Origin of the sequence: Streptomyces sp. 2323.1, assembly GCF_900221035.1 — a bacterium.
Classification (GTDB): Bacteria; Actinomycetota; Actinomycetes; order Streptomycetales; family Streptomycetaceae; genus Streptomyces; species Streptomyces sioyaensis.
Map to the genome: position 1 here is coordinate 7,543,074 of NZ_LT907981.1, position 26,615 is coordinate 7,569,688.

The 26,615-nt window shown below is 71.3% G+C and carries 19 protein-coding genes; 11 read left to right on the forward strand and 8 right to left on the reverse strand.

The genetic code is table 11. The annotated features are described in order from the left end of the window. Positions 1-185 precede the first annotated feature (185 nt). The 5 genes from CPH93_RS32600 (at position 186) to CPH93_RS32620 (ending at position 8,665) form a co-directional block, all read left to right on the forward strand. Positions 186-2,255, forward strand: a complete 2,070-nt coding sequence (locus CPH93_RS32600) for a SpoIIE family protein phosphatase (RefSeq protein ID WP_093648484.1) — start codon at positions 186-188, stop codon at positions 2,253-2,255. Between the two features lie 468 nt (positions 2,256-2,723). Continuing rightward, the gene (locus CPH93_RS32605; RefSeq protein WP_096214903.1) at positions 2,724-3,932 is read left to right on the forward strand and encodes an MFS transporter; all 1,209 of its coding nucleotides are present in this window, start codon (positions 2,724-2,726) and stop codon (positions 3,930-3,932) included. Then, positions 3,929-5,794, forward strand: a complete 1,866-nt coding sequence (locus CPH93_RS32610) for a S9 family peptidase (RefSeq protein WP_100315494.1) — start codon at positions 3,929-3,931, stop codon at positions 5,792-5,794. Before CPH93_RS32605 ends, CPH93_RS32610 begins: the two co-directional genes overlap by 4 nt. Positions 5,795-6,042: 248 nt before the next feature. Further along, entirely contained in the window at positions 6,043-7,974 is a 1,932-nt protein-coding gene (locus tag CPH93_RS32615) for a RiPP maturation radical SAM C-methyltransferase (RefSeq protein WP_093481682.1), read from the forward strand. 22 nt (positions 7,975-7,996) lie between these two features. Then, on the forward strand, positions 7,997-8,665 hold the full coding sequence (locus tag CPH93_RS32620) for a DUF5825 family protein (protein WP_093481681.1): 669 nt from the start codon (positions 7,997-7,999) through the stop codon (positions 8,663-8,665). Positions 8,666-8,695: 30 nt separating this feature from the next. On the opposite strand, the gene CPH93_RS32625 is transcribed toward CPH93_RS32620, so the two are convergent. The 6 genes from CPH93_RS32625 to CPH93_RS32650 form a co-directional block, all read right to left on the reverse strand. Beyond that, on the reverse strand, positions 8,696-10,489 hold the full coding sequence (locus tag CPH93_RS32625; RefSeq protein ID WP_096214904.1) for an ATP-binding SpoIIE family protein phosphatase: 1,794 nt from the start codon (positions 10,487-10,489) through the stop codon (positions 8,696-8,698). Positions 10,490-10,553: 64 nt separating this feature from the next. Then, on the reverse strand, positions 10,554-11,255 hold the full coding sequence (locus tag CPH93_RS32630; RefSeq protein WP_162501018.1) for a class I SAM-dependent DNA methyltransferase: 702 nt from the start codon (positions 11,253-11,255) through the stop codon (positions 10,554-10,556). A gap of 173 nt (positions 11,256-11,428) precedes the next feature. Beyond that, on the reverse strand, positions 11,429-12,286 hold the full coding sequence (locus CPH93_RS32635) for an RNA polymerase sigma factor SigF (RefSeq protein WP_093488367.1): 858 nt from the start codon (positions 12,284-12,286) through the stop codon (positions 11,429-11,431). A 126-nt stretch (positions 12,287-12,412) separates the two neighbouring features. Next, positions 12,413-13,978, reverse strand: a complete 1,566-nt coding sequence (locus CPH93_RS32640; protein ID WP_443031476.1) for an FMN-binding glutamate synthase family protein — start codon at positions 13,976-13,978, stop codon at positions 12,413-12,415. Between the two features lie 44 nt (positions 13,979-14,022). Beyond that, positions 14,023-14,439: an STAS domain-containing protein gene (locus tag CPH93_RS32645; RefSeq protein ID WP_093481678.1), complete on the reverse strand. Its 417-nt coding sequence runs from the start codon at positions 14,437-14,439 to the stop codon at positions 14,023-14,025. 215 nt (positions 14,440-14,654) lie between these two features. Next, entirely contained in the window at positions 14,655-16,622 is a 1,968-nt protein-coding gene (locus CPH93_RS32650; protein ID WP_096214905.1) for an APC family permease, read from the reverse strand. 500 nt (positions 16,623-17,122) lie between these two features. Here CPH93_RS32650 and ggt point away from each other — a divergent pair, with 500 nt between their 5' ends. From ggt to CPH93_RS32675, 5 genes are all read left to right on the forward strand, one after another. After that, on the forward strand, positions 17,123-18,967 hold the full coding sequence (gene ggt / locus CPH93_RS32655) for a gamma-glutamyltransferase (protein WP_096214906.1): 1,845 nt from the start codon (positions 17,123-17,125) through the stop codon (positions 18,965-18,967). Positions 18,968-19,457: 490 nt separating this feature from the next. Next, positions 19,458-20,159, forward strand: a complete 702-nt coding sequence (locus CPH93_RS32660; RefSeq protein WP_096214907.1) for an N-acyl homoserine lactonase family protein — start codon at positions 19,458-19,460, stop codon at positions 20,157-20,159. Between the two features lie 120 nt (positions 20,160-20,279). Continuing rightward, complete coding sequence (locus tag CPH93_RS32665; protein WP_231977035.1) at positions 20,280-20,753, forward strand: hypothetical protein; 474 nt, start codon at positions 20,280-20,282, stop codon at positions 20,751-20,753. Positions 20,754-20,847: 94 nt separating this feature from the next. Next, a complete protein-coding gene (locus tag CPH93_RS32670) occupies positions 20,848-21,528 on the forward strand; it encodes a DUF305 domain-containing protein (protein ID WP_093481670.1) in 681 nt (226 codons plus the stop codon). Positions 21,529-21,722: 194 nt separating this feature from the next. Then, on the forward strand, positions 21,723-22,973 hold the full coding sequence (locus CPH93_RS32675) for a GNAT family N-acetyltransferase (protein ID WP_093481668.1): 1,251 nt from the start codon (positions 21,723-21,725) through the stop codon (positions 22,971-22,973). Positions 22,974-23,018: 45 nt separating this feature from the next. Here CPH93_RS32675 and CPH93_RS32680 read toward each other — a convergent pair whose 3' ends face one another. Further along, on the reverse strand, positions 23,019-23,663 hold the full coding sequence (locus tag CPH93_RS32680; protein WP_197708720.1) for a TetR/AcrR family transcriptional regulator: 645 nt from the start codon (positions 23,661-23,663) through the stop codon (positions 23,019-23,021). Between the two features lie 222 nt (positions 23,664-23,885). Continuing rightward, on the reverse strand, positions 23,886-25,073 hold the full coding sequence (locus CPH93_RS32685) for a glycosyltransferase (RefSeq protein ID WP_096214909.1): 1,188 nt from the start codon (positions 25,071-25,073) through the stop codon (positions 23,886-23,888). A gap of 363 nt (positions 25,074-25,436) precedes the next feature. Here CPH93_RS32685 and CPH93_RS32690 point away from each other — a divergent pair, with 363 nt between their 5' ends. Next, positions 25,437-26,558, forward strand: coding sequence for a lipid II:glycine glycyltransferase FemX (locus CPH93_RS32690; RefSeq protein ID WP_096214910.1), 1,122 nt, complete (start codon positions 25,437-25,439; stop codon positions 26,556-26,558). The last annotated feature ends 57 nt before the right edge of the window (positions 26,559-26,615 follow it).

Here is a 26,615-nt window from a genome sequence, read left to right on the forward strand (position 1 = left end):
CTTTTTACGGCTTTACAGGGTTTCGTGTGACTTTGTCGTCGGTGGTACCGAGTCGGTGAGCGGCGTCCCCGGCCCCGCGGCGGTCCGAGGTGTCCGTACGTGCGCGACGAGCGCAGAATTGAGAGAGCCGCTCCGCCGCGCTGGGCGGAGCAGCCGGCCCACGCGACGGCCGGAAGGGAAAGCCGGTGTCATCAGATCGGCCGAGCGATGCGAGGGCCCGGGGTCCGCTCTGGTCCGAGCCCGGGTCGCTGCTGCAGCACGTGGCGGTGGCCGTGTGCGGCATCGATGACGACAACCGGATCTGCTACTGGGGCCCGGGCGCCCAGGACCTCTTCGGCTACCGCGCCGCCGAGGCGCTGTCGCGGCCCGGCGCATTCCTCTTCCGAGGAACCGCCGGCGGTTCCTCGGAAGAGGACGTATGCGCCCGCATGGCCGACCGCGGCCGTACCGAGGGCTACTGGCGCGGCCGCCAGCGCGTCAGACACCGGGACGGCACGGACTTCGACTGCGGCTTCCGGGTCTTCCCGGTGACCGGCGAGGCGGGGCACACGGTGGTGATGGCCCTGGCGAGCCGCAGCGACGAGCTGGACCGGGTCAAGACCAACCTGGCCTTCCTCGACGCCCTCTTCGCGACCTGCCCCATCGGCCTGGTCATGCTCGACGAGGAACTGCGCTACCGCCACCTCAACCAGGCACTCGCCGACATCAACGGGCTGCCCATCGAGGAACACCTCGGGCGCCACCTCGCCGAGATCATGATCACCTCGGACGACGGTGAGTACGAGCGCATGCTGCGCTCCGTCGCCACCGAGGGCAGGACCGTCAAGGGGGTGCGGGTGGGGATGCGTACCCGCGGCCACCCGGACCGGGACAGGGTGCTGTTGGTGAGCTTCTTCCCGCTCACCCAGGCCGTCGGCAGCCGGCCCGGCGTCGGCGGGCTGCTGGTGGACGTCACCGACCAGGAGCAGGCCATCGTGGAGGCCACCGCCAGCCGGCAGCGGCTGGCGCTGCTGGACCGCGCCTCGGCCCGCATCGGCACCACCCTGGACGTGGAGGTCACGGCCCAGGAACTGGTCGACGCAGCGGTGCCGGACTTCTGCGACGGAGCCGTCGTGGAGCTCGTGGACTGGCGGAACGAGAGCGAGTCGTTCGACCCGGCGCTGCCCGTGGACACCCGGCGGATCGCCTCCGGCACCGTACTGCCCGCTCCCGCGACGGAGCTGGTCAGCGGGCTGAAAGTGGTGCACTACCCACCGGGCTCCGCGATCCACCAGATGCTGCGGTCCGGCCGTCCGATCTGCGTGCCGGTGAACGACGACTTCCTGGCGCGGACGGTGCTGGACGCCTCGCGGGCCCGGCTGATGGCCGACAGCGGGCTGGTCGCCCTCCTCCTCGCCCCGCTCATCGCCCGGGGAACGGTCCAGGGACTCGCCATCTTCGGCCGGTCCGCCCGCCGGGCGGACTTCACCGAGCAGGACCTCAGCCTGGCCGGAGAGCTCGCCTCGCGTGCCGCGCTGTGCCTGGACAACGCGCGGCTGTACAACCGGGAGCGGAACATCGGGCTCACCCTCCAACGGGCCCTGCTGCCCAGCTATCTGGCGCCCAGCCCGTATCTGCACCTCGCGCACCGCTATCTGCCCGGCAGCCGCGTCACCGAGGTCGGCGGCGACTGGTACGACGTGATCGCGCTGCCCGACCACCGGGTCGCCCTGGTCGTCGGTGACGTCATGGGACACGGGGTCTCGGCCGCCGCATCGATGGGCCGGCTGCGGATCACGGCCAAGGCGCTGGCCCGGCACGACCAGGAACCGGCCGAGCTGCTCGGCGAACTCGACCAGTGCGCGCTGGAGGCCGGTATCGAGCTGGCGACCTGCCTCTACATCCGCTACGACCCCCTCACCGGCCGCACCCGGCTCGCCAGCGCCGGTCATCCGCCGCCCCTGGTCCGGCACCCCGACGGCCGGATCGAGGTCATCGACGAGGTGCTGGGCGTCCCCCTCGGGATCGGCGGCACCACCTTCCGCACGGCGGAGATCGGCCTGCCCGACGACGCCGTCCTCGCCCTGTACACCGACGGCCTCATCGAGGCGCGGGGCCGCGATATCGACGAGGGTCTGCACCAGCTCCAGGAGGAACTGGCCCGGATCCCCGGCTCGTTGGAGGTCGCGGCCGACCGCATCCTCTCCCGTCTCGTGGCGAGCTCTCCGGCCGATGACACCGTCCTGCTCCTCGCCCGCGTGCACCGCCGGCGGTAGGGGGGCGCGTGGGGGGAGAGGGGGCGGCGGGTGGTGCGCGACGGCCGGCTCGCCCGTCCCGGCCGGCGGCCGGCTCGCCGTCCCGGCCGGTGTCCGCTGACCGTCCCGGCCGGTGTCCGCTGACCGTCCCGGCCGGTGTCCGCTGACTGTTCCGGGCCGGTGACATGCCGCCCGAAGGTGTTCATGGACCGACATCTTGTGGCCTACGTCACCGCCTGGTTAAGCTCCGGCACACTTCGAACACATTTCCCCCGCAAGTTGACCTTTTGGTGAGGTCGATCTTCAAGGTCGACCCACGGATACGAGGTGGCTTCGCATGGAACGGCGCACGTCGGCAACCCCGGCGGATGACTCACCGCGCGGCTTACGCCCGGCGTCACCCGCGAGACCGGCCCCGGGCCGTACCCGGTGACCGGTTCCGCCCCGGCGACGGCATCCGCCGTTCCGCCGGCCCAAGTGCGCCGCGACATGCGGCTGTTCTGGTGCGCGGGCACCTGTGACGCGCTGGGCAGCCAGATGTCCGGGCTCGTCCTGCCGCTGTTGCTGCTGAGCCTGGGCCGGACCCCCGCCGAGGTCGGGGCCGTCGCCGGGGTCTGCGCGGCCGCCACGCTGCTCCTCGGCCCCTTCGCCGCGGTACCCGCCGACCGCGGGGCGCGCAAGAAGGTGATGGTGGGCGCCGCGCTGGTGTCCGCCGCCGCGATGACCGGCGTCGCGCTGGCCGTCCGGTCCGGCACGGTCCCGATGGCCGTACTCATCGGCGCCGTACTCGTCGAGCGGTCCGCGACCTCCTGCTACGAGGCGGCGTCGCTCGGCACCGTCGCCCTGGTGTGTCCGCCGGCGGAACACCGGCGGGTGCTGTCCCGATTACAGGCGGGGGAGCGGGGGGCCCTGGTCCTCGGGCCGGCCCTGGGCGGGCTGCTCTTCCAGGCCGGACGCTGGCTGCCGTTCCTCGCCGACGCCCTCTCGTACGTCGTCGCGGCGGGCTGCATCCGCGCCCTGCGTACCGAGTTGTCCCCGCCCCGGGAACAGCGGCCGCCGGCCGGCCCGCGCCGGAACTGGCGCGTGGCGGCCGCGGAGGCCGGGGCCGGGGTGGCGCTGATCCGGCGCGAGCCCCTCCTGCGGCTGGCGCTCGGGTGGCTCTCGGCCGTCAACGGGCTGCTCGCCGCGCTGTATTACACGACGGTCTTCGCCCTGCAGGACCAGGGCCGCGGCGCGGCCGGGCCGGGTCTCGTCCTCGCGCTCGCCGGGGCGGCCGGGCTGGCCGGCGCGCTGCTCGCGCCCCGACTGGCCGGCCGGCGCTCCCCGACGCGCGTGCTGGTGGCGGTGTCCTGGCTGATGCTGCCGCCCGCCGCGGCCCTGGCGGCGGCCCGCGACGCCTGGCAATTCGGCCTGCTCTTCGGCCTGTTGTGTCTGCTCACGCCGCTGGCCACCGTGGCGCTGCAGGCCCGCATCATCCAGGTCATACCGCCCGGGCTCCAGGCCCGCACCGGCACCGTGCTGGCCACCGCGTCCGGCGCGGCCGCGGCCCTGGCACCGGCCCTCGCCGGGCTGGCCGCCGGGCGGGTCGGACCCGGGACCACCCTCGTGGGCTGCGCCGCCTTACTGGCCGCGGTCGCGCTCCATGCGACCTGGGCGGCACCGGCCCTCACCCGCGGCACGGGGGAGGAGCCCGCATGAGCCCGCACGCGGCACGCCCCGCCGCAGCCCCGTCCCCCGGCACCGGCTTCCGGGTCTACCGGCCGGCGCTCCCCGAGGTCTGCCCGCGCGACCCGGCACGCATGGCCCTGGCCGCGGACGCCGGCGGCCGCTGCGAGATCTTCACCTGGCACGCTGCCACCGGCACCGCACGCCAGGTCACCGACAGCCCGGACGGCACCCTGCACTGCGCCCTCGACGCCGACGCCCGGGTGTGGTGGTTCGCCGAGAACCGGCGCGGCGCCGGGCGCTGGTACTTCCAGGAGTTCGACGGCGGACCGCGGCAGCCCGGCCTGACCGGTCTCCCCTCGGGCCTGCCGCACGGACTCGCCGTCAGCCACGCCGGGACGGTGGCCATCGGCCTCGGCGACGGCCACGGCATGACCGTGCACCTCGGCATGCCGGGCGGCCCGGCCCGGGCGGTGCACACCGTCGACGGCCATGCGCTGCTGGCGGGCATCTCGCCGTCCGGCGGGCTGCTGGCCCTGTCGGGCGCGGCCGGCTCCGACCGGGCGGTCACCCTCCTCACCTGCTCCGGGGCCCTGCTCGACCAGCTCTCCGGACGCACCGGCCGGCTGTGGGCGCTCGGCTTCGCACCCTCCCCGGCAGGCACCGAATTGCTGCTGGTCCAGGAGGCCGACGGCCACTACCGGCTGGCCACCTGGCGGCCCGGCTCGGGGCTGCGGGCCCAGGACTGGTGCCGGTTCGACACCGAGATCACCGCGCGCTGGTACCCCGAAGGCCGCCGGGTCCTCGTCCGCCAGGACCGCCACGGCCGCTCCACCCTCGCGGCCGCCGACCTCGACCGGCGCACCCTGACCCCGGTGCCCTCGCCGCCCGGCACCCTGCTCGATGCCGCCCCGCACCCGGGCGACGACGTGCACTACCTCTGGACCGACGCGGCCACCCCGCCGCAGATGCGCTCCACCGCCGGCACCCGCCTCCCGGCGCTCGCCACCCTGCCCGCCCGGGTACCCGGCCGGCACCGCGAGCTGTGGACCCCCGGCCCGGACGGGCCCGTGCACACCCTGCTCAGCGAACCGGACTCGGCCCCCGGCCGACGGCCTCCGCTGGTGTTCCTGGTGCACGGCGGTCCCGCCGACCACGACCGCGACGCCTACGACCCGGAGGTGCACTCCCTGGTCGCCTCCGGGTTCGCGGTCGCCCGGGTCAACTACCGCGGCTCCACCGGCTACGGGCCCCGCTGGCGCACCGCGTTCGGCGCGGGCGTCGGGCTCACCCAGGTCGCCGACCTCGTCGCGGTCCGTTCCGATCTGCTGCGCCGCGGCCTGGCCCGCGAGGACGCGATCGGTCTGTGGGGCACCTCCTGGGGCGGCTACCTGGCGCTGCTGGCGCTCGGCACCGGCCCGGACCTGTGGCAGGCGGGGGTCGCCGTCAAACCGGTCGCCGACTGCGTGGCGGCCCACCGTACGGGCACCCCCGCGCTGCGGGCCCTGGACGAGCGGCTGTTCGGCGGCACCCCCGACGACGTACCCGAACGCTACGCGCGCAGCTCACCCCTCCACTACGCCGCCGAGGTCCGCGCCCCGCTGCTGGTGATCGCCGCCACCCTCGACGCCAAATGCCCGCCCGGCCAGGTACGCGGCTACCTCACCGCCCTGCGGGAGGCGGGTGTGCCGCACGAGTCCCTGTGGCTGGAGACCGGCCACGACGGATACAGCGGCGCACACCACATGGCCGTACTGCAGCGCGCCATGGGCTTCCTGGACCAGCATCTGCGCCGCGCCCCCGCGGCCCCTCGAACTCCCCGTTCCGCAGCGGACGGGGTCTTCGGGGGCACCGGCCCATCCGGTGCCCCCGAGTGCACGACGCACGTTCCATAACTCGCCAGAACAGGAGAACAGCCATGCAGAAGGACATCATCCACAACGACCCGCTCACGGGTGACGAAGAGAACCGCCGGCCGACCGTCGGCATCACGGTGACCGTCCCGTTCCGCAACGCGGAGGACACCGAGGAGGACTGACCCTCCCCGGCCGGCCCGGCACCACCGGGCCGGCCGGACCCGTGCACCGCACCGGCCGGCCGCCGGCCGCCCGCCAACCCTTCCGCCGCCGTACGTGGAGCCGATATGCGCGTCCTGCTGGTCAATATGCCCTGGTCCCCGATCGATCTGCCCTCGCTCGCACTCGGAATCCTCAGACGAAGCGTCGACGAGCGCACCTCCGGGCACGCCGATGTCCTGCACGCCAACCTGGAGTTCACCGACTGGATCACCCGGCGTACCGCCTTCACCGGGGACGACTACCAGTTCTATGCGCTCTCCTCGTACTTCATGGGATGCGGCGACTGGGTGTTCTCCTCCGCGCTCTACGACGATCCCGAGTGGCGCGCCGAGGAGTTCAGTGCCTCGATGCGCGGCAAACTGCGCGCGGAACGGTTGCAGATGTCCCATGAACTGCACCGCGTGGTACCGGAGTTCGTCCAGGAGATCGCCACTCGGATCGTCGCGGCCGGCCCCGACGTCGTCGGCTTCACCTCCACCTTCCAGCAGAACACCGCGGCGCTGGCCGCCGCCAAATACGTCAAGCGCCTCGCCCCGCACATCAAGACCGTCATGGGCGGCGCCAACTGCGACGCCGAGCAGGGCGCCGCCGCCCACCGCAACTTCGGCTTCCTGGACTTCGTGGTCCGCGGTGAGGGCGAGGCCGCCTTCCCGCAGCTCCTCACCGCCCTCGACGAGGGCACCGAGCTGTCCGCCGTCCCCGGGCTGTGCCACCGGCAGGCCGACGGCACCAGCACCGCCAACCCGATGAGCACCAGCCCGCTGCCGCCCGCCACCATCCTCCCGCCCGACTACAGCGGCTACTTCGAGCGGCTGGCGTCCTCCGTGGCGCGCAACTGGGTGGAGCCCAAGCTCGTCGTCGAGGGGGCCCGCGGCTGCTGGTGGGGCGAGAAGCACCACTGCACCTTCTGCGGCCTCAACGGCTCCTTCATGCAGTTCCGCAGCAAGAGCCCCGACACCTTCCTCGAAGAGATCATGGACCTGGCCCGCCGCCACCGGGTGCTGGACATGTACCTCGTCGACAACATCCTCGACATGGGCTACCTCACCACCGTCCTGCCCCGCATCATCGACAGCGGCTACGACCTGCGGATGCACATCGAGATCAAGGCGAACATGCGCCGGGCCCAGCTGCGCACCCTCGCCGAGGCCGGAATGATCTACGTCCAGCCGGGCATCGAGAGCCTGAACAGCCGGGTGCTCGACCTGATGGACAAGGGCGTGAGCGGCTGTCAGAACGTCCGGATGCTCCGCGACGGAGCCGAGACCGGACTCTCGGTCTGCTGGAACTACCTCCACGGCTTCCCCGGTGAGACCGCCGCCGACTACGAGCCGGTGATCGCCCAGATACCGGCCCTGGAACACCTCGACCCGCCGGTCGACCTGTCCGCCCGCATCGCGATCGAACGCTTCAGCCCGTACTTCAACCGGCCCGAACTCGGCTTCACCGGCCTGCGCCCCGAGGAGCACTACCGCTTCACCTACGACCTGCCCGAGTCCGAACTGCTCGATCTGGCCTATGTCTTCGAGGCACCCGAACGCGGCATCACCGAGCCCACCGTCACCGCGCTCAACGACGCCCTCGGCGCCTGGAAGAAGCACCACGCGGACGCCCGGCTCACCCACGCCGACCTCGGCGACCGCATCGTGCTGGTCAGCCGCCGGCGCGCCTTCGACTGGGGCGCCATGGAACTCACCGAGCCGCTGGAGACCGCGGCCTTCCGGCTCCTCGACCAGCCGCACGCCCCCGCCGCCCTGATCCGCAAGCTCGCGGCGCGGCTGCCGGCCCACCCCGTCGACGCGACCGCCGTCCACGCCCTGCTCCAGCACTGGGTGACGCTCGGCCTGGTCTTCACCGACGGCGGCCAGTACGTCCATCTGGCACCGGCGGCCGTCAACGAGGACCTGCTGCGGCTCGACTACATGCGCCACACCCATGCCGCCCCCGCCCCGCAGGAACAGCCGGACGACGCCGCCCGCGCCGTCGCCCACGTCTGACGCCGGTCCACGAGGAGACACCATGCACCGCACCGCCACCCCCACCGGGCCGACGCTCAGCGCCTGGCGGGACTACGACGAAGCCGCCTGCGCACTGCCCGGCATGAGCCTGGGCACCCTCATTCCGGCCGGCCCGCCGACGGAACAGGCCGACCGGCTGTGGGAACTCGGGGTACGCCGGGTGCGGTTCGCCGAGGAGATCGACCTGACCGCGGTCGACGAGCTCGGCGCCGCCGCGCACGCCGTCCAACGGCTCTGCCTGATCCGCGACTTGACGGCCCGCGCGGTCCTGGTGCAGTGGCAGCTGCGCCTGCCCGCGGAGCCCGACGACGGCTGGCGCGACCTCAGCCACCTCCAGCCGCCCGGGACCCTCACCGGCCCCGCCGACCCGGCGGCCGCGCTCGCCCAGTGGCGCAGGGAGCACTACCTCTGCAAATGCCTGTGGCGCCAGGGCCCGGGGTTCGTCCAGATCCGCGACCGCCGGTGGGGCGAGCTGCGCCGCTTCACCGCGGACGAGCCCGCATACCGGGAGGCGATCGACAAACTGGCCTACGGCGCCCCGCAGTCGGACGTGCCCGCCGCCATCACCGCCGACTTCCTGGCGGAACGGCTGATCGCCCGCACCGGACCGCTGTTGTGGTGGCTGCCCTACCGGGTGAACCGGTGGCTCCAGGAGGCGATGGCCATCTGAACCCGGGCCGGGCGCCGCCGCGGGCCACAGTCAGGGCGCGCTGGGCGTCTTCTGGCGGCGCTCCTCGGGCATCTGCTGCTCGAACCAGACGACCTTGCCCGTGCTCAACCGCGTCGCCCCCCAGCGCTGGGCCAGCTGGTCGACCAGGAACAGGCCGCGCCCGCCCTCGTCACCCGCCTGCGCGCGCCGCATCCGGGGCACCTGCGGTGAATCGTCGCCCACCTCGCACCGCAGCACATCGGTGCGCAGCAGCCGCAGCGCGATCGGCCGGGAGGCGTAGCGCACCGCGTTCGTCACCACCTCGCTGACCATGAGCTCGGTCGCGTCGAGCATCGAGTCCAGCCCCCAGCGGTGCAGTGCCCGGCGGGTCAACTGCCGTGCCCGGCCCGCCGTTTGGGGCTGCGGGCTGAGGAACCAGTACGCGACATTGAGCGGCGGGAACCCGTCGAACCGGGCGGCGAGCAGCGCGACATCGTCGTCCAGGCTCTCCGGTTCCAGGATGTTCAGCACCGCGTCGCAGAGCATGTCCAGCGGCGGGGACCCGAACGCGTCGGCGGCGGCCTGCAGACGGGCGCGCAGCAGCTCCACCCCCGCCCAGACATCCCGCTCCCGGGACTCGACCAGGCCGTCGGTGTACAGCAGCAGGGTCGCTCCGGTGGGCGCGGGCATCTCCACCGATTCGAAGGGGACGCCGCCCACCCCGATCGGCGCGCCGGGCGGGATCTGCAGCACCTCGCCGAAGCCGTCCGGGTGCAGCAGCACCGGGGGCGGATGGCCCGCGTCGGCGATCAGCAGCCGCTGCGCTATCGGGTCGTAGATGGCGTAGAGGCAGGTCGCCATGTGCTCGCTGCCCAGGCGCTGGGCCTGCTCGTCGAGGTGATGCAGCACCTCCTCCGGCGGCAGGTCGAGCCCGGCGAGGGTCTGCACGGTGGTACGCAGCTGGCCCATGATCGCGGCGGAGGTCATGGAGTGGCCCAGGACGTCGCCGACGACCAGCGCGACGCGGTTGCCGGGTAGCGGAATCGCGTCGTACCAGTCGCCGCCCACCTGGGCGGTGTCGGCAGCCGGCAGATACCGGCTCGCCAGCCGCACGCCCGTGGTCCGGGGCAGCGACGAGGGCAGCATCGTCAGCTGGAGCGCGTCCGCCATGGAGGCCTCATGGCCGGACACCTTCGCCTTGTCGATGCCGAGCGCGGCATGGGTGGCCAGCTGCGAGGCGACGAGCAGATCGTCCTCCGTGAAGGCGGGCCGGCCGGCCCCGCGCAGCAGGGCGACGGTGCCCAGGACGTGCCGGCGGCCGTACAGCGGGGCGACGATCAGCCGCCGGCCCGGTGCGGTGGTCGCCGGCAGGCTCGCCACCGGCTCCAGCAGGGCGGTCACCGTGGGCACGAGCCCGGGGGCGTCGCCGAACACGGGCCGCCCGGCCAGCAGGATCCCGACGAACCGTCCGCTCACCGTCAGCGGTGCGAACTCGGCGGCCCCCGCAGGCGCCTCGGTGACCGAAGCCTCCGGCCCCTGGGCCATGCTGTGCAGCCGCAGGACGCTCGGTTCGGCCGGCTCCGCCTCCCCGCTCGGCAGCGGGTCCCGCAGATGGACGAGGATCGCGTCGGCGAACGCGGGGATCGCCGCCCGGCACAGTTCCCCCAGCGTCTCGTCCCGGTCGCTGCCCCATGCGATCCGCCGCGTCGCGGATTCGAGGTACCGCAGACGGTCGGTCTGTGCCTCGGGGCCACGCTCCGCTTCCCCCCGGGCACCCTCCGCAGGGCGCCCTCCGGATCCGGCGGGGAGCCTGCCGGGTCCGTGGTCGGGGGTACGGGGCTCCATCACTCGTGGGTGTCCGTCACTCGTGGGTGTCCGTCCGGTGGGTGCCAGGACGTACCGGGCGGCCTCAGTCGCGCCGCCGGCAGCGCAGGAAGAGCTGCTCCTCGGGCGGTACGTCCGAGATCGCCGGGGCGTAGGTGTACGAGGTCTCCTCGACGACCCCGAAGTCCGCCGCCTCGATGACCTTGCGCAGGTCCTCCCGCAGATAGCCGGACACCCGGATGGTGTTGCCGAGGAACGGCATCGTGAAGTAGTCGACGTCGGCCTCCACCATCGCGAGCGCGAACAGGCCACCGGGGACCAGCAGGTCGTGGATCGTGTGCAGCGCGAGGGGGATCTCGGCACGCGGCAGCATCAGCAGGGAGAAGAACGCCGCGACCGCGTCGAAGCGGCCCAGGTCGTGCGGGCCGCCGGGCGCCAGGTCGGCGATGTCCAGCCGGTGGAACGTTGCATCGGGCACATATTTACGGGCGAGCTCGACCATCCCACGGGACAGATCGACGCCGACCACCTCGCACCCCGCGTCCACCAGCTGCCGGGCGGTCGGAAGGCCGGTGCCGCAGCCGAGGTCGAGTACGCGGGAGCCGCCGGGCAGCGAGCGGATCAGCCACTCGCCGGCCGCGAGCTGTCCCTCCTTGAACGGGAACGCCTCGTCATAGCGGTCACCGATCGCATCGAACGCCTCGGCCTGCCCCTCGCGGTCGGGCCGTACGTCCTCGCCACCGGTCTCGTCGCTCCCGTAACCGGTCTCCAGGAATCCGTCGCTCACGAATTACGCCTCTTCACGTGCGTCTATTCGATTACTTCCATCATGCACCCCACCCCGGCCCACGGCCCGTACGGAGGGCGTACGGGGCTACGGTCCCGGGGCGGGCGACCCAACGACCGCGGGCGGGCACCCGGCCTGTACGGCCGGAGCCCGCCCGACGGGAACGGTCCCGGTCAGCGGTCGCTGAGCATGCCGGCGCGCAGCTTGGTCAGGGTGCGGGTGAGCAGACGGGAGACGTGCATCTGGGAGACGCCGAGCTCGGCGCCGATCTGGGACTGGGTCATCTCCTGCCCGAAGCGCAGCTCGATCAGCTGGCGCTCCCGCGGGTCGAGCTCCTGCAGCAGCGGCGCGAGGGCGTGCAGGTCCTCGACGGTCCCCATGGCCGGATCCTCTTCGCCCAGGACATCGGCGAGGGCACGACGCTGGTGGGAGGGGTCGGGATCGGTGGGGGTGTCCAGCGAGCCGGCGCAGTAGCCGTTGGCCGCGACGATCCCCTCGATCACCTCGTCCTCCGACAGGTCCAGATGGGCGGCGAGTTCCTGGACCGTGGGGTCGCGGTCGAGCTGGACATGGAGCTCTTCCTTGGCCTTCGCCAGATCGCTGCGCAGCTCCTGCAGCCGGCGCGGGACGTGCACCGCCCAGCCGGTGTCGCGGAAGAAGCGCTTGATCTCGCCGAGGATGTAGGGCACGGCGAAGGTGGAGAACTCGACCTCACGGGAGAGGTCGAAGCGGTCGATGGCCTTGATCAGTCCGATCGTGCCGACCTGGATGATGTCTTCCATGTCGTCGCCACGATTGCGGTAGCGACGCGCGACGTAGCGCACCATCGACATGTTCATCTCGATGAGCGTGTTCCGCGCGTACTGGTACTCGTGCGTGCCCTCGTCGAGGAACTGCAGCCGGTCGAAGAACTGCTTCGACAGCTCCCTCGCGTCCCTCGGGGCCACCGCGCTGGGGCACTCCACCTCCGGCAGTTCTGCGGCCAGGTCGGAGTGCTGCTCGGTTGTGGTGTCGTTCACGACGGTGGTCATCATGCCTCCCTGCGCGTCCGGCACACGCGAACGCACAGCGGCCGCCTACCCAGCAAGAACACTCCTATGCGGGTGACTTGCCAGTTCAACGCCCTGTGACGCTCGGACCTCGGGAAGCGCCCCGTCTCAGACACCGAAATGATCGGGGTCGGCCGCCGCCCAGTCCGCGGCCCAGTCCTGCGGCGGGTCCGCCGGCAACTCGCCGGGGCGCAGCCAGTCGTAGAGCTCCTCGTACGACCGGACGGTGAGCGGATCGATCCGCCGGTGCAGCATCCAGGGCCGCAGGCCGTCCGGATTCCGGACGCCCATGGAGCCCATGATCTGCAGGGCGCTGTGCACCGTTGCCTTCTGGAACCTGTGCACGCGCGCGGACTTGTCACCGACGTCCAGGGCCCGGCCCCGGCGCGGATCCTGGGTCGCCACTCCGACCGGGCAGGTATTGGTGTGGCAGCGCTGTGCCTGAATACAACCGACGGCCATCATCATGGCGCGTGCCGCATTCGTGTAATCCGCCCCCTGCACCAGGCGCTTGACCATATCGGCGCCGGTGGCGACCTTTCCGCTCGCGCCGATTTTGATGCGGTCCCGCAGTCCGCAGCCGACCAGTGCGTTGTGCACGGTGATCAGGCCTTCGGTCAGCGGGGCACCGAGATGGTCGGCGAATTCCAGGGGAGCGGCCCCGGTGCCGCCCTCCGCGCCGTCGACGACGAGGAAGTCCGGGGTCACCCCCTCCTCCCGCATGGCCTTGCAGACCGAGAGGAACTGCCGTCTCGAACCGACACACAGCTTGAACCCGACGGGTTTGCCGCCGGCCAGCTCGCGCATCCTCGCGAGGAAATGGACCAGCCCACGCGGGGTGGAAAACGTCCGGTGATAGGGCGGGGACTGCACCGTGCGACCCTGGGGCACCTCGCGTACCCGGGCGATCTCGGCATTGACCTTGCCACCCGGCAGCACACCGCCGATGCCCGGTTTGGCGCCCTGGGATATCTTCAGCGAGATGCACCTGATGTGCTCGTGAGCGGCCTTTTCGGCGAACTCGGACGGCGCGAATTCCCCGTCGGCGGTGCGGCATCCGAAATAGCCGGTCCCGATCTCCCAGATGAGATCGCCACCGTGCCGCAGGTGGTACTCGGACAGTCCGCCCTCACCGGTGTCATGCGCGAAACCGCCCATGGCGGCCCCTTTGTTCAGGGCGAGCACGGCGTTGGCGGAAAGCGACCCGAAGCTCATCGCCGAGACGTTCAGCAACGCCATGTCATACGGCTTGGTGCAGTCGGGTCCGCCGATCCGCACCGTGGGCGGCTGCTCGGGCACCGGCTCGGGCGCCATGGACGGCACCAGATATTCGTACCCGGTGGCATAGACGTCCCGTTCGGTACCGAAGGGCTCCTCCGCGTCGACGCCTTTGGCGCGTTCGTACACGAGGGTGCGGACATCACGGTCGAAGGGCCGGCCGTCGAAGTTGCGCTCGATGAAGTACTGCTGCAATTCCGGCCGGAGCGCCTCCAGCGCAAAGCGCAGATGCCCGATGACCGGGTAATTGCGCAGCACGGAGTGGCGGCGCTGGGTCAGATCGGCCACCCCGAGCACGCCGAGCGCCAGGAAGAGCACGGCCGGCGGCCCGTACCAGGGCGACCACCGCACCGAGGCGGCCACGAAGCCGACGGCCAGGAGCAGCAGGGCCCCCACCGACAGCTGCCGGGCCCGCTGCGCCACGAGGCGCACGACCCCGTTCACCCGCCGGTGTTCGTGCCGGCCTCCGGCCCGGACGCTGCCCCATCGGGCAGCGAGGCCGCCGCGATCGCAAAGAGCGCCTCCTCGGGGCTGGCGTGCACCGGCATGGACACACTGATCCCGGTGAGGTCGAGCAGCCGCCGGACCTCGGGAGACACCGCGGCCAGCCGCAGACTTCCCTCGACCCGCTTGGTGTCGTTGCCCGCACGGATGAGGACGCTCAGGCCGGAGGAATCCATGAACGGGACGGCCCGCAGGTCGAGCACGAGGTGCTGCCGGCCGTGCACGAGCTGGTTGGCGAGCTGATGATGAAGCAAGGTGCCGGTCTGAGTGTCCAGCTCTCCCTGGACGACCACGACCGCCACCTGCGGATCGATGACGGACACCTCGACGCTCAACTCATCGGTCTTCACCACGCGCCCCTCTCCCCTTGTCCACTGATCAACGGTGGCCTTCGTGTACCCCGTCACCTTCTCTTCAGTCGGAGCGGCACAGGGCGCGGGGCGGGGGAGCGGCAGGTACGTTGCCGTCGATGCACCGGACGACCAACTTCCTTACATCGAAGGGGAGTTGCGGTTAACGCTGGGCGGGCGGCAGGGAAGCGGGCCGGCTGCGGTACGCGCGCCGTCGTTCAGCCCACGTGTACGTGAGGGCGGCGGGCCCGGTCGGGTTCCGCCTCGCGGAGGACCTCGCGGGTGACGGGGGCGACCTCGCCCTGGCCGAACAGGAAGAAGCGCAGGAACTGGGCGAAGGGGTTGCCTTCGGTCCACTCGAAGTAGATGTGCGGCCGATGCCCGGTGGCATCGCGCACATGCAGCAGCAGAGCGGCCAGGGCGTTGGAGACGGCGGGGCTCTCCAGGCAGAGCACGCGGTAGCGGTTGTGCAGCACCTCGCCGCGTACTTGCAGTTCGCTCTCGAACTCGGACGGGTCGCCGATGGTGACCTCGACGAAGATGAAGTCCTCGGACGTGGGGATGTCGTTGTCCGTACGGATCTGCTGGAGCTTGTCGCGGTACTCGGCGACATCGCGCTGGTCGGGCTCGTTCGCGATGAAGCGGATCTTGCGCTGGGCGATGTCGCGGATGAACCGCTGGGCGATGTCGTCGAGCACCACGCTGGTCACCCGCAGCTCGAAGGAGCGGGCGAGGCGGGAGAGGAACGACAGCAGGATGATGCCGGTGATGAAGCAGGCGCCGATCTTGACGCCGTCGGGGCGCTCGATGATGTTCGCGATCGTGGTGTAGACGAACACCACGGCGATCACGGCGAAGGCGATCCACCAGCCGTGCTCACGGGCGCGCCGGGCGGCGAGGGTCACCGCGATCGCGGCGGAGCTGATCAGGACCAGGACGCCGGTGGCGTAGGCGCCGCCCTGGGCGTCCACGTTGGCATCGAAGAGCCAGGTCACGAGGAACGCGATCAGGGTGAAGACCAGCACCATCGGGCGCACGGCCCGGGCCCAGTGGGGCGCCATGCCGTAGCGCGGCAGATACTGCGGCATCAGGTTGAGCAGGCCGGCCATGGCCGAGGCGCCGGCGAACCACAGGATGGCGATGGTGGACACGTCGTAGACGGTGCCGAAGGCGGAGCCCAGATACTCATGGGCCAGATAGGCCAGCGCGCGCCCATTGGCCGAACCCCCGGGCTGGAACGCTTCCTTGGGGATGAGCAGGGTCGTCACGAAGCTGGTGATGATGAGGAAGACGCTCATGATGACGGCAGCGGTGGTGAGCAGCTTCTTCGCCCCGCGGATCCGCCCCACCGGCCGTTCCTCGGTGTCAGCTGCGTCGCCCTCGATATGGGGCATGACCGCCACGCCGGTCTCGAAGCCGGACAGGCCCAGCGCCAGCTTCGGGAAGACCAGCAGTGCCACTCCGATCATCGCCAGGACGTTGCCGTGCTCGGCGGTCAGCGCCTGCGACCAGTCGGGGATGACCTGCGCGGCGGTGAGCACATGCCACAGCGCGACGACGACCACGACCGCGTTGAGCCCCAGATAGAGGGCCACGAGGACGACCGCCACCCCGATCGCCTCCAGGAAGCCCTTGAGGAACACCGCACCGAGCAGGGCGATCAGGACCAGCGTGATGACCAGTTGCTGGTGCTGCAGGGCGTTGCTGACGTGCGGGTTCTCCACCAGGTGGGTGGCGGCGTCGGCCGCCGACAGGGTGATGGTGATGAGGAAGTCGGTGGCGGCGAAACCCAGCAGGGTCAGGACGAACAGCTTGCCCTTCCAGAAGGTCAGCAGCCGCTCCAGCATCGCGATCGACCCCTGGCCGTGCGGACTCTCCTCGGCCACCCGCCGGTAGACCGGCAGCGCCCCGGCGAGCGTCACCACGACCAGCACGACGGTGGCCACCGGCGACAGCAGTCCCGCGGCCAGAGCGGCGATGCCCGGCTGATAGCCGAGGGTGGAGAAGTAGTCCACACCGGTCAGACACATCACCCGCCACCACCGCTGGCCCTGTACGACCCCCTGGGGAGTGGCGTGCGGACCGGAGTGGTGCTTGGCCATGTCGGCCAGCCCCTCCAGCATCCACGCCCGGAAGCGATGCCGCACTGCGGTCCCGGACGAACCGGCAGGGGCGGAGGCGGCCATCGTGTGCTCCTGTCGTACCGCGAAAGGATCCAGCCATCTACGCGACGGCCAGGTCAGGGTATGCATTGACACCGTGCCCACCATGGTGTTCGCGGACGTGGCGGCCGCGTGTCCACCGGAGTGGTGGCACCGGAGCGGTGGCACGGACTCCGGAGAGACGCCGGGCGCGGCGAGGCGGGCGCCGTGGTGGCCGGGCCCCGCTCAGGTCCCCCCGGGGGGCAGGATGCTTCCCGCCCTCGGTCGCGCGTCCCCCTGGCCCTCGGGTGCCGACTCACCGGCAAAAGCGTCAACAGGCCGGGGAAGAGGGGGAGTTGCTCCCCTGCGCCGACGCCGCGCCCGCGGCTCCGAAGCGGACCACCGCATCCCCCCACCCCTCGGAGGTTACCGAGGGGAAACCTCAGATCTCACGCAAACCTTGCAGCTCAGCGTTGATCCGCCACCCGAACGGTGCCAGGGTTTCGGGAATTCCCTGCACACCACAGCGAAATCCTGGAGGCCGTATGGCTGTCCGTCGTGCCGCTGTCGCCGCCGCGTCCGCGGCAGCGCTCAGTCTTTCCCTGCTGGCCACGTCCTGCAGTGCCGGTGGGACCGCGGCCGCCGCCGAGTCCACGCCGCCGGCCCCCGCGAAGAAGGCGGTCGCCACCGGCAGCGGCGGCGCGGTGTCCAGCGTCAACCCGTATGCCTCCCGCGCGGGGCTGGAGGTGCTGCGCAAGGGGGGCAACGCCGTCGACGCGGCGGTGGCAACCGCTGCAGCGCTCGGCGTGGTCGAGCCGTACTCCGCGGGAGTGGGGGGCGGCGGCTACATGGTCTACTACGACGCCAAGGCCAAGAAGGTGCGCACCATCGACGGCCGGGAGACCGCGCCGGCCGCCATGCGCGCGGACTCGTTCCTCGACAAGGCGACCGGTAAGCCACTGCCGACCGAGGACGCGATCAACTCGGGGCTGTCGGTCGGTGTCCCGGGCACGCCGGCCACCTGGGACAAGGCACTCAAGAGCTGGGGCACGGTCTCCCTGGCGAAGGCCCTGCGCCCGGCCACCCGGATCGCCGACGACGGCTTCGTGGTCAACAAGGAGTTCCGGGCCCAGACGGCCATGAACGAGAAGCGCTTCCGGGACATCAAGTCCACCTCGGACCTGTTCCTGCCCAAGGGCGAGCTCCCGGTGGTCGGCTCCCGCTTCCGCAACCCCGACCTCGCCCGGACCTACCGCCAGCTCGCCGGGGAAGGCGTGGACGCGCTCTACCACGGCAGCATCGGCCGCGATGTGGCGCGGACCGTCCAGAAGCCGCCCATGGCACCCGGCGCCCACCACCAGGCCCGGCCCGGCCTGATGAAGCCGGGCGACCTCGCCCGCTACACGACCGAACGCCGCGACCCGACCCGGATCAAGTACCACGGGCTGGACGTCTACTCCATGGCGCCGTCCTCCTCGGGCGGCACCACGGTCGGCGAGGCGCTGAACATCCTGGACAACTTCCACCTCTCGAAGGCCGACAAGACGCAGGCCCTGCACCACTACCTGGAGGCCAGCCGGATCTCGTTCGCGGACCGCAACCGCTGGGTGGGCGACCCGGCGTTCTCGGATGTGCCCACCAAGCCTCTGCTCGCCAAGGAATTCGCCAAGAGCCGGGCCTGCCTGATCCGTTCCGACAAGGCACTGACCAGCCCGCTGGCCCCGGCGGACCCCCGCCACCCGGACGCGGGCTGCCAGGGCAGGACCGGGAGCAAGCAACCGCACGAGGGGCCGTCGACCACACATCTGGTCGCCGCGGACCGCTGGGGCAACGTCGTCTCCTACACCCTGACGATCGAGCAGACCGGTGGCTCGGCCATCACCGTGCCCGGCCGCGGATTCCTGCTCAACAACGAGCTGACCGACTTCGACTTCGCGCCCCTCACCAAGGGGACGCCGGACCCGAACCTGCCGGGCCCGGGCAAGCGTCCGCGCAGCAGCATGTCGCCGACGATCGTCCTGCGGGACGGCAAGCCGATGATGGCCGTCGGTTCGCCGGGCGGCGCCACGATCATCACCACCGTGCTGCAGACCCTGGTCAACCGTCTTGACCTCGGCATGTCGCTGCCCGCCGCGGTCGCCGCACCACGTATCTCGCAGCGGAACGCGGCACAGACGGAAGCCGAGCCGGCCTTCCTCGACTCTCCCGAACGCAAGAAGCTGGAGGCGCTGGGGCACCGGTTCGTCCTGGCCCCGAAGGCCTTCACCCCCTCACCGGAGATCGGGGCGGTGGCCGCGCTGGAGTTCCTGCCCGGCGGCAAGATCACGGCGGTGGCCGAACCCAAGCGCCGTGGCGGCGGCTCGGCCATGGTGCTCCACGAATCCCGCTGACGCCCGGCCGTCCCCTTCTGCGCCATGCCGCGGAGGGGGACGGCGCCGCCTTCCGAGGTGTCTGACCAGCCCTCGCGGCCTCAGACACCGGCCGGCAGCCCGAGCGCGACCCTCGGGGCCAGCCGGGCCGCTGGCCGACGCACCAGGATGTTTTGCTCCCGATACGGCGCACCGGCCGGGTGCGCAACTGCCGCCGTATCACCAGACCGACGACCACCACCGCTATGACGAGCGTGGCCTCGCCGTTCGTGCTCTGCATGTGCCAACTCCCCCTTGTGGCACTGCGCCGGGGCGGCAGTGCGGAGCGGTTATCGTGCGCGAATGGCGTGGGGTTGGGGGCGGGGTTACGGAGGCGAAGGCTGCCGGGGGCCGGTGGTCGGGGGCCCGCGAGCGTCGGCTGCCCGGGAGCGCCTCCCCACGATGCGTGCCCATCCGTCCGCCGTCGGCGGAACAACCGGTGACCGGCATGACGGGCTGTCAGCATGGCCCGATGGGGAATGACACCGCAGTACGCCGACTGGACCTGGGGTATATCGTCCGGCCCGCCTCGGAGACCGGCGGCCCGCTACCGCGGGTGGAGCCCGTGCTGGCCTACTTGGTCCGGCATGACCAGGGACTGCTCCTCTTCGACACGGGAATCGGTCACGCGGACCCCGAGACCGAAGCGCACTACCGGCCTCGGCGCCGGTCGTTGCAGGACGCCCTGTCGGCGGCCGGAGTCACGCTCGCCGACATCTCGCTGGTGGTGAACTGCCATCTCCACTTCGACCACTGCGGAGGCAATCCCTTGCTGGGCGGCAAGCCGATTCTGGTGCAGGAGGTGGAGCTGACCACCGCCCGCCGGGGCGACTACACGTTCGACGAACTCATCGACTTTCCCGGCGCCTGCTATGAGGAATTCACCGGCGAGGCCGAGGTCCGGCCGGGCATCTGGATCCTCCCGACGCCCGGACACACCGACGGGCACCAATCCCTGGTGATCCGGCGAGGCGACGGCACCGTGATCCTGGCCGGCCAGGCGTACGACCGCGCATCCGAGTTCGCCGCGGACCACCTCGCCCGCCACGCTGCACCGCACGCTCCGGACGTACCGCTGCCCACCCCTCGGTGGTGGGACCGCCTGGCTGCCCTCGACCCACGACGCGTGCTCTTCGCCCATGACTGCGCGGTCTGGGAACCGCCTGCCGGCTGATAGCTGCCGACAGGCGCGCAGGCCCCCGAAGCACGGCTCGATCCGCCTGCTTGGGTACGCTCCTCCTCAGGAGGTTCGGCAGCGGTGAACACGAGACGGTACGTACGAGCAGGTGGCGCCATGGCGCATCTCCTGCTGGTCGTGGTGCTCGCGCTCGGCGTCTTCGTGATGCATACCGTCGGGCATCCGGATGGGACCGCTGGGTCCAGTGGCCACGCCGCGGCAGGCCACACCACCGGCATGGCCGCGATGTCCCGGCCCCCTGCCGCCGCCGACACCCCGACGCGCCAGGCACCGCCCACCCGCTCCGCCCACTCCGGGACTTCCACTTACTCCGCGACTTCCGCACACTCCGGGACTTCCACCGACGACCCGCCCTCGCACTACGCTCCCGGACCCGGCACGGGCATGAACATGGCCTCGCTGTGCAGCGCCGTGCTCGGCACCTGGGCGCTCGCGATACTGCTGGGCGCGGCACTCACCCGGACGCCCGGATGGCTGGCGGACCACCTGGCGAAGGCCGTCGTGCTGCTGCGGCCCAACCCTCCACCTCGCCCACCTGATCTCACCCGGTTGTCCGTCCTGCGGATCTAGGCCGACCCGCCCTCGCGGCCGCGCACTGTGCGCGGCCTGCGAAGCCGCGTACGCGCCACCTATCTGTACGACCGACAACATGAGGTGTATCGACATGAGTTCCCTCCAGCGCACCGTCCGACGTCCCCTGAACCGCCGCCTCGCGGCCGTGGGGGTCCTCGCTTCGGGAGTCCTGCTGCTCGCCGCGTGCGGCAGCAACGATGGGTCGAGCGGCACGGATCACGGGAGCACGAGTGCGCCGTCCGCCGCGAAGAAGTCCGGGGCGAACCCCGCCCCGGGGGCGTCCAACGACGCGGACGTCACCTTCGCGCAGAGCATGATCCCGCACCACCAGCAGGCCGTCGAGATGGCCCGACTGGCCGATGGCAGGGCCTCCGACACGGAGATCAAGACCCTGGCGGCGGCGATCGAGAAGGCCCAGGGCCCCGAGATCACGACCATGCGGGGATGGCTCAAGGCGTGGGGCGCCCCGGCGTCGTCCGCGCACAGCATGCCCGGTATGGACCATGGTTCCGGCGGCATGGACCACGGTTCCGGCGGCATGTCCGGGATGATGTCCGCGAAGGACATGACGGACCTCAAGGCCGCCAAGGGCACGGGCTTCGACAAGAAGTTCGCGCAGATGATGATCGGCCATCACAACGGCGCGATCACCATGGCCAAGGACGAGCAGCGCAACGGCCGCAATGCGACCGCCAAGAAGCTCGCCGGCAACGTCATCAAGAACCAGACCGCCGAGGTCGCGAAGATGAACAAGATCCTCGACCGGCTCTGATCACCGCACCTGCGCACGCCGTTGCGGGCCTGTCACCGGCAGGCCCGCAACGGCCCCGCACCCGGGCCGCACCGCTGTCGCCCGCCGCCTGCCCGCTCGGCGCCCCCGCCGGGGAACACCTCCGGATCGGCGCCCTCGCCAGAACCGGGGAAAACCCCTCGCGCCCATGTCGCCTCATCGGCTACACAGACGCCGTGCCCGAATCCTTTCCGCTTCGCCCCGTCACTGATGCCGAGTTCGAGACCTGGGCCCGCGTCATCGCCAACACCTACGGCGATGACCGGTCCGACGAAGAAATCGCCCGGGAACGCGCAACTGTCGAGCTGGACCGCACCCTTGCGGCATTCGACGGTGACCTCCCCGTTGCCGGGACCGCTGCCTACACCCGCTCGCTGACGGTCCCCGGGGCCGTGCTTCCGGTGGCGGGGGTCACCTGGGTCGGTGTGGCCCCCACCCACCGCCGCCGCGGCATCCTCACCGCGATGATGCGCAAACAGCTCACCGACCTGCACGAGTGCGGCCGCGAGCCGATTGCGGCACTGCGTCCCGCCGAGGCCGGCATCTACGGGCGGTACGGCTACGGCCCGTCCTCCCGTGGGGCTCAACTGCGCGCCGAAAAGCGTGCCATGGACTTCCGCCCCGGCACGGATTTCGGGGCGGGAAGCATCCGGCTTCTGGGTCGCGAGGAGGCCCGTCCGCACATCGAGACGGTGTATGAGCAGGTGCGCCTCCGCACGGTCGGCTGGCCCGCCCGCGCCGAACGCGCCTGGGACAGCCGCCTCGACGACGAGCCGCAGGCCCGCGGCGGCGCCGGCGCTCTGCGGTACGCCGTGCACCGGGAACCGGACGGCCGGGCAACCGGCTACGCGCTCTACCGGCTCAAGAGCGCACGGGACATCTTGGGCGCGAACGCGAGCGCCGTGCAGGTCGTGGAGCTGGCGGCGGTCTCCCGGCAGGGATACGCCGCACTGTGGCGCTTCCTCGCCGGAATCGACCTGGTGCCGTGGATCGAGTACGAGGCCGCGGTGGACGAGCCCCTCCCGCACCTGCTGACCGACCCGCGGGCAGTGCGCACCACCGAAGTGGACCGTCTGTGGGTACGCCTCGTCGACGTCGACCGCGCTCTGGCGGGGCGTCGGTACACCACGGCGCTGGACGTCGTCCTGGACGTCCAGGACAGCTTCTGCCCGTGGAACGCCGGCCGCTACCGGTTGCAGGCGGACGGCGACACAGCCGGCTGCGCCCGCACGGCTGCCGCCCCCGACCTGCGGATGACCTCGGCCGAGCTCGGCGCGGCCTTCCTCGGCGGCACCACACTCACCGCACTCGCGGCCGCGGGACTCGTACAAGAACTCCGGCCGGGCGCACTGGCACACGCCTCCACTGCCTTCCGCGGCGACCGGGAACCGTTCTACCCCGGGGGCTGGGCCTTCCCTGCCTACTGAGACCCGTGCGCTGTGAGGCGTGCGCCGCCCCGACGGCGCGAGCGGCTACGCCTCGGGGGCGATGAGGCTGCGGAGCAGGGGAGCCGCGAGCCGCACGATGTCCTCCACGTCGGCCTCGGCCAGGTCGGGCAGGTGCAGCAGATGGCGCTGGCTGGCGATGCCCATCATCATCGCGCCGAACAGCGCGGCGCGCAGCCGGGCATCGGGGGTGTCGATGGTGGCGGCGAGATGGTCGGTCACCTCCGCGGTCACATGCCGGCGCAGCAGCTCCGCGGCGTCCTCACTCGTCATGCTGGTCCGCAGGAGCACGGCCATGGGGCTGTCCTGATCCGCCGCCCAGTTGTCCAGCATGCCCCGCAGACGGTTCTCCACTGTGTGGCCCGGGTTGTCGGTGGTGAGTTCGTCGTGCGGGATGTGCCAGCGGACGGCCTCGCGGAACAGCTCCTGTTTGCTGCCGAAGTACTGAATGACGGACGACTTGTCCACGTCGGCCTCGGCCGCAATGGCACGGATGGTGGCGCGCTCGTAGCCGACCTCTGCGAACTTGCGACGCGCAGCTGCCAGGATGCGCCGACGCGTGCGCTCGCCCTTACGTTCCGGAAGCGCTGCCTCCGCGGCCGGGCCGCGCGCCCCGGTCTCCCGTGGCGCGGCCCGTCCGGGCGCATTCGTCACTGCATCGGCGCAGGTCACAGTCGGTCCCCTTTCCGGTGCCGGGACCTGATGCTACAAGCACCTCCCCGTGGCACCAGGGCCTTGCACCGTGGCTTTCGCCGGCGCGGCCGCCCCCGACCGGCCGTCGCGTACGGCGCCGGGGTGCGCACGGGGCCGCCGAGTGCCGGATCCACGGCCGCCGTGCGCGCTCCCCACCGACCCCGATCCGGCCGGGCCGGTGGCAGGCCGGAGTCGCCCGGCTCAGGAGACCAGCGCCGCCGCGTCCTCCACCAGCCGGTCGAGGTCCGGCAGTGCATGGGCCCGGCGCTGGAGTCCCTGGGCGCGAGACCGGTACGAGCGGTCCTCCAGCACGGTGCGCAGAGCCGCGGACAGCGCCTCGCGGGTGACGTCCTGGGCCTTGATTTGGGTCCCGACGCCCAACTCCTCCAGCCGGCCGGCGTTCTGGGACTGCTCGGCGAACAACGGCACAGCCACCATGGGCACTCCGGCCGTCAGCGCCTCCCGGGTCCCGTTGAAGCCCGCATGCGTCAGGAACAGATCGCTGGACTGGAGCAGGAGTTCCTGCTGGACGAACGACGTCAGATGGACGTTGTCGGCGCGCGGCCCCTCCCACAGCTGAGGATCGCGGTCCGCTCCCAGCGCCACGACACCGGTGACCGGCAGCTCCCCGAGTGTCTCGATGATGGTCTGGAGCAGAGCGGTGGCACCGTCGGAAAACCGGGGAACGTTCGAGCCGAGGGTGGCGAGGACGAGCGGCCGGTCCGTGGGGAGTTGGGCGATGTCCGGGTCGAGGGTGCCGCGCGTCTTCTGCGCCGGAACCCGATAGTGGCGGGCGCCGGGCAGCCGGCTGTCCGTCGGGTAGAAGTCCTCCGGAACGACTCCGGCGCGGAAGGCGCGGAAGGGGTGCCAGGGGTCGGAAACCGGCTCCAGGCCGAATTCCGCACGCTGCCGGTTGAGCTCCTCCGTGACGACCGGATGGGCGTAGGGCGCCATCGGAGCGATGTCCAACGCGCCGTGCGGTATGCCGAGGCGCTCAGCGGCCAGATAGCCGCCGTACTCGGTCGACTCATGGAGGATCAGGTCCGGCTGCCACTCCCGCGCCAGGTCGAGGAGGTCGCGTGCGCAGGGAGCGGCCAACAGCCCGACGAAGGCCGCCGCGAAGAACCCCGGCTCCAGTTCTATCGTCACGGAACCGACCTGCTCCATACCGATCGGACGCTGGAGCGCTCCCCCTTGAAGTACGTCCCCCAGGCCCTTGACGCTCGGCAGCGTGAACGCGGTGAGTCCCCGCTTCTCGATGTGCTCGACCACGGCGGGTCCGGTGGCGACGGCTACCTCATGACCTGCCCGTTGTGCTGCTTCCGCCACCGGTAGCACCAGAGGGGCGAGGTGGGAATAACTCGCCTGTGCAGTGATGAGAATGCGCATGATGCTCCCTCTCCACGCTGCGGTGCGGACGCCACGACGTGCCCCCCACCGCAGGCTTCACGGCCGACTTCAAGAAAATAAACACGTGTTGAGAATCTATCACCCGCATTACGCGACGAGGCCAACGCCCCTGTGGGGAAGGCCTCTTGACCGTGCGGATGTCACCGCGTCCCGTGCCCCCGGCGGGCGGTCCGGCGCGCCGGCCCCGTGGTCTCGGCGGCGCTGAGGTACGTGCTGATGCGGCCACCGGGCGCGGCTCAGGGTGCGGCCCGAACGTGGGAGGCCGGCGCGGCTCAGGGCGAGTGTTCACCGCTGTTGTTCACGCCTCAGTAGGCTTGCGCCTCGGACAAAGGAGCACTGCGCATGAGCTATCGCCTGAAGGCGATCACCCGCGAGGAGCATCTGGCCTTCGTCACTGCCCGGCCCTCGGTGAGTCACATGCAGGTTCCCGCGTGGGGGGACGTGAAGCCGGACTGGCGGGCGGAGAGTCTGGGCTGGTTCGACGAGGGGGGCCGCCTCGTCGGCACTGGACTGGTGTTGTTGCGGCCACTGCCGAAGCTGAAGCGCTACCTCGCTTATCTGCCCGAAGGCCCGGTCATCGACTGGGCCGCACCAGATCTGGAGCAGTGGCTGGAGCCGATGCTTGCCTACCTCAAGTCGCAGCGTGTGTTCTCGGTGAAGATGGGGCCGCCCGTGGTGACCCGCCGCTGGAGCGCCGAGGCGGTCAAGGCTGCGATCGCCGACCCGCAGGCACGGCGGCTGGGGGATGTGGAGGCGACTGCGCGCGAGCCGCGGGCCTTGGGCATCGCCGACCGGCTGCGCCAGATGGGCTGGCAGCAGGCCGAGCTCGACGGCGAGGACGGCTTCGCCGCGGGGCAACCGCGCTACGTGTTCCAGGTCCCCTTCGCCGGGCGGTCACTGGAGGAGGTCCGACGCGACCTCAACCAGCAGTGGCGCCGCAACATCAAGAAGGCGGAGAAGGCCGGCGTCAAGGTGGTCCAGGGTGGTGACGAGGATTTGGTCGCGTTCCATCAGTTGTATGTCGAGACCGCCGAGCGGGACCGGTTCATCCCGCGTCCGCTGGCCTACTTCCAGCGCATGTGGACCGTGTTGAGGGCCGAGGACCCGGACCGTATGCGCCTGTACCTCGCTCATCACGAAGGGGAGATGCTCGCGGCGGCCACGATGCTTACCGTCGGCGAACATGCCTGGTACTCCTACGGCGCCTCCACCAGCCGCAAGCGCGAGGTCCAGCCGAACAATGCTCTTCAGTGGCGGATGATGTCCGATGCCTACGAACTCGGCGCCCGCCGCTACGACTTCCGCGGCATCACCGACACCCTCGAAGAGGGAAACCACCTGCTGGGGCTGCTCCGCTTCAAGGTCGGCACCGGCGGCCAGGCCGTCGAATACCTCGGCGAGTGGGACTACCCGCTGAACAAGGTCCTGCACAAGGCCCTCGGCCTCTACATGTCCCGACGCTGAGCGCAGCCTCGGATGATAGTCGAGGTCACGACGGTGATTGACGAGGTGGTCAAAAGC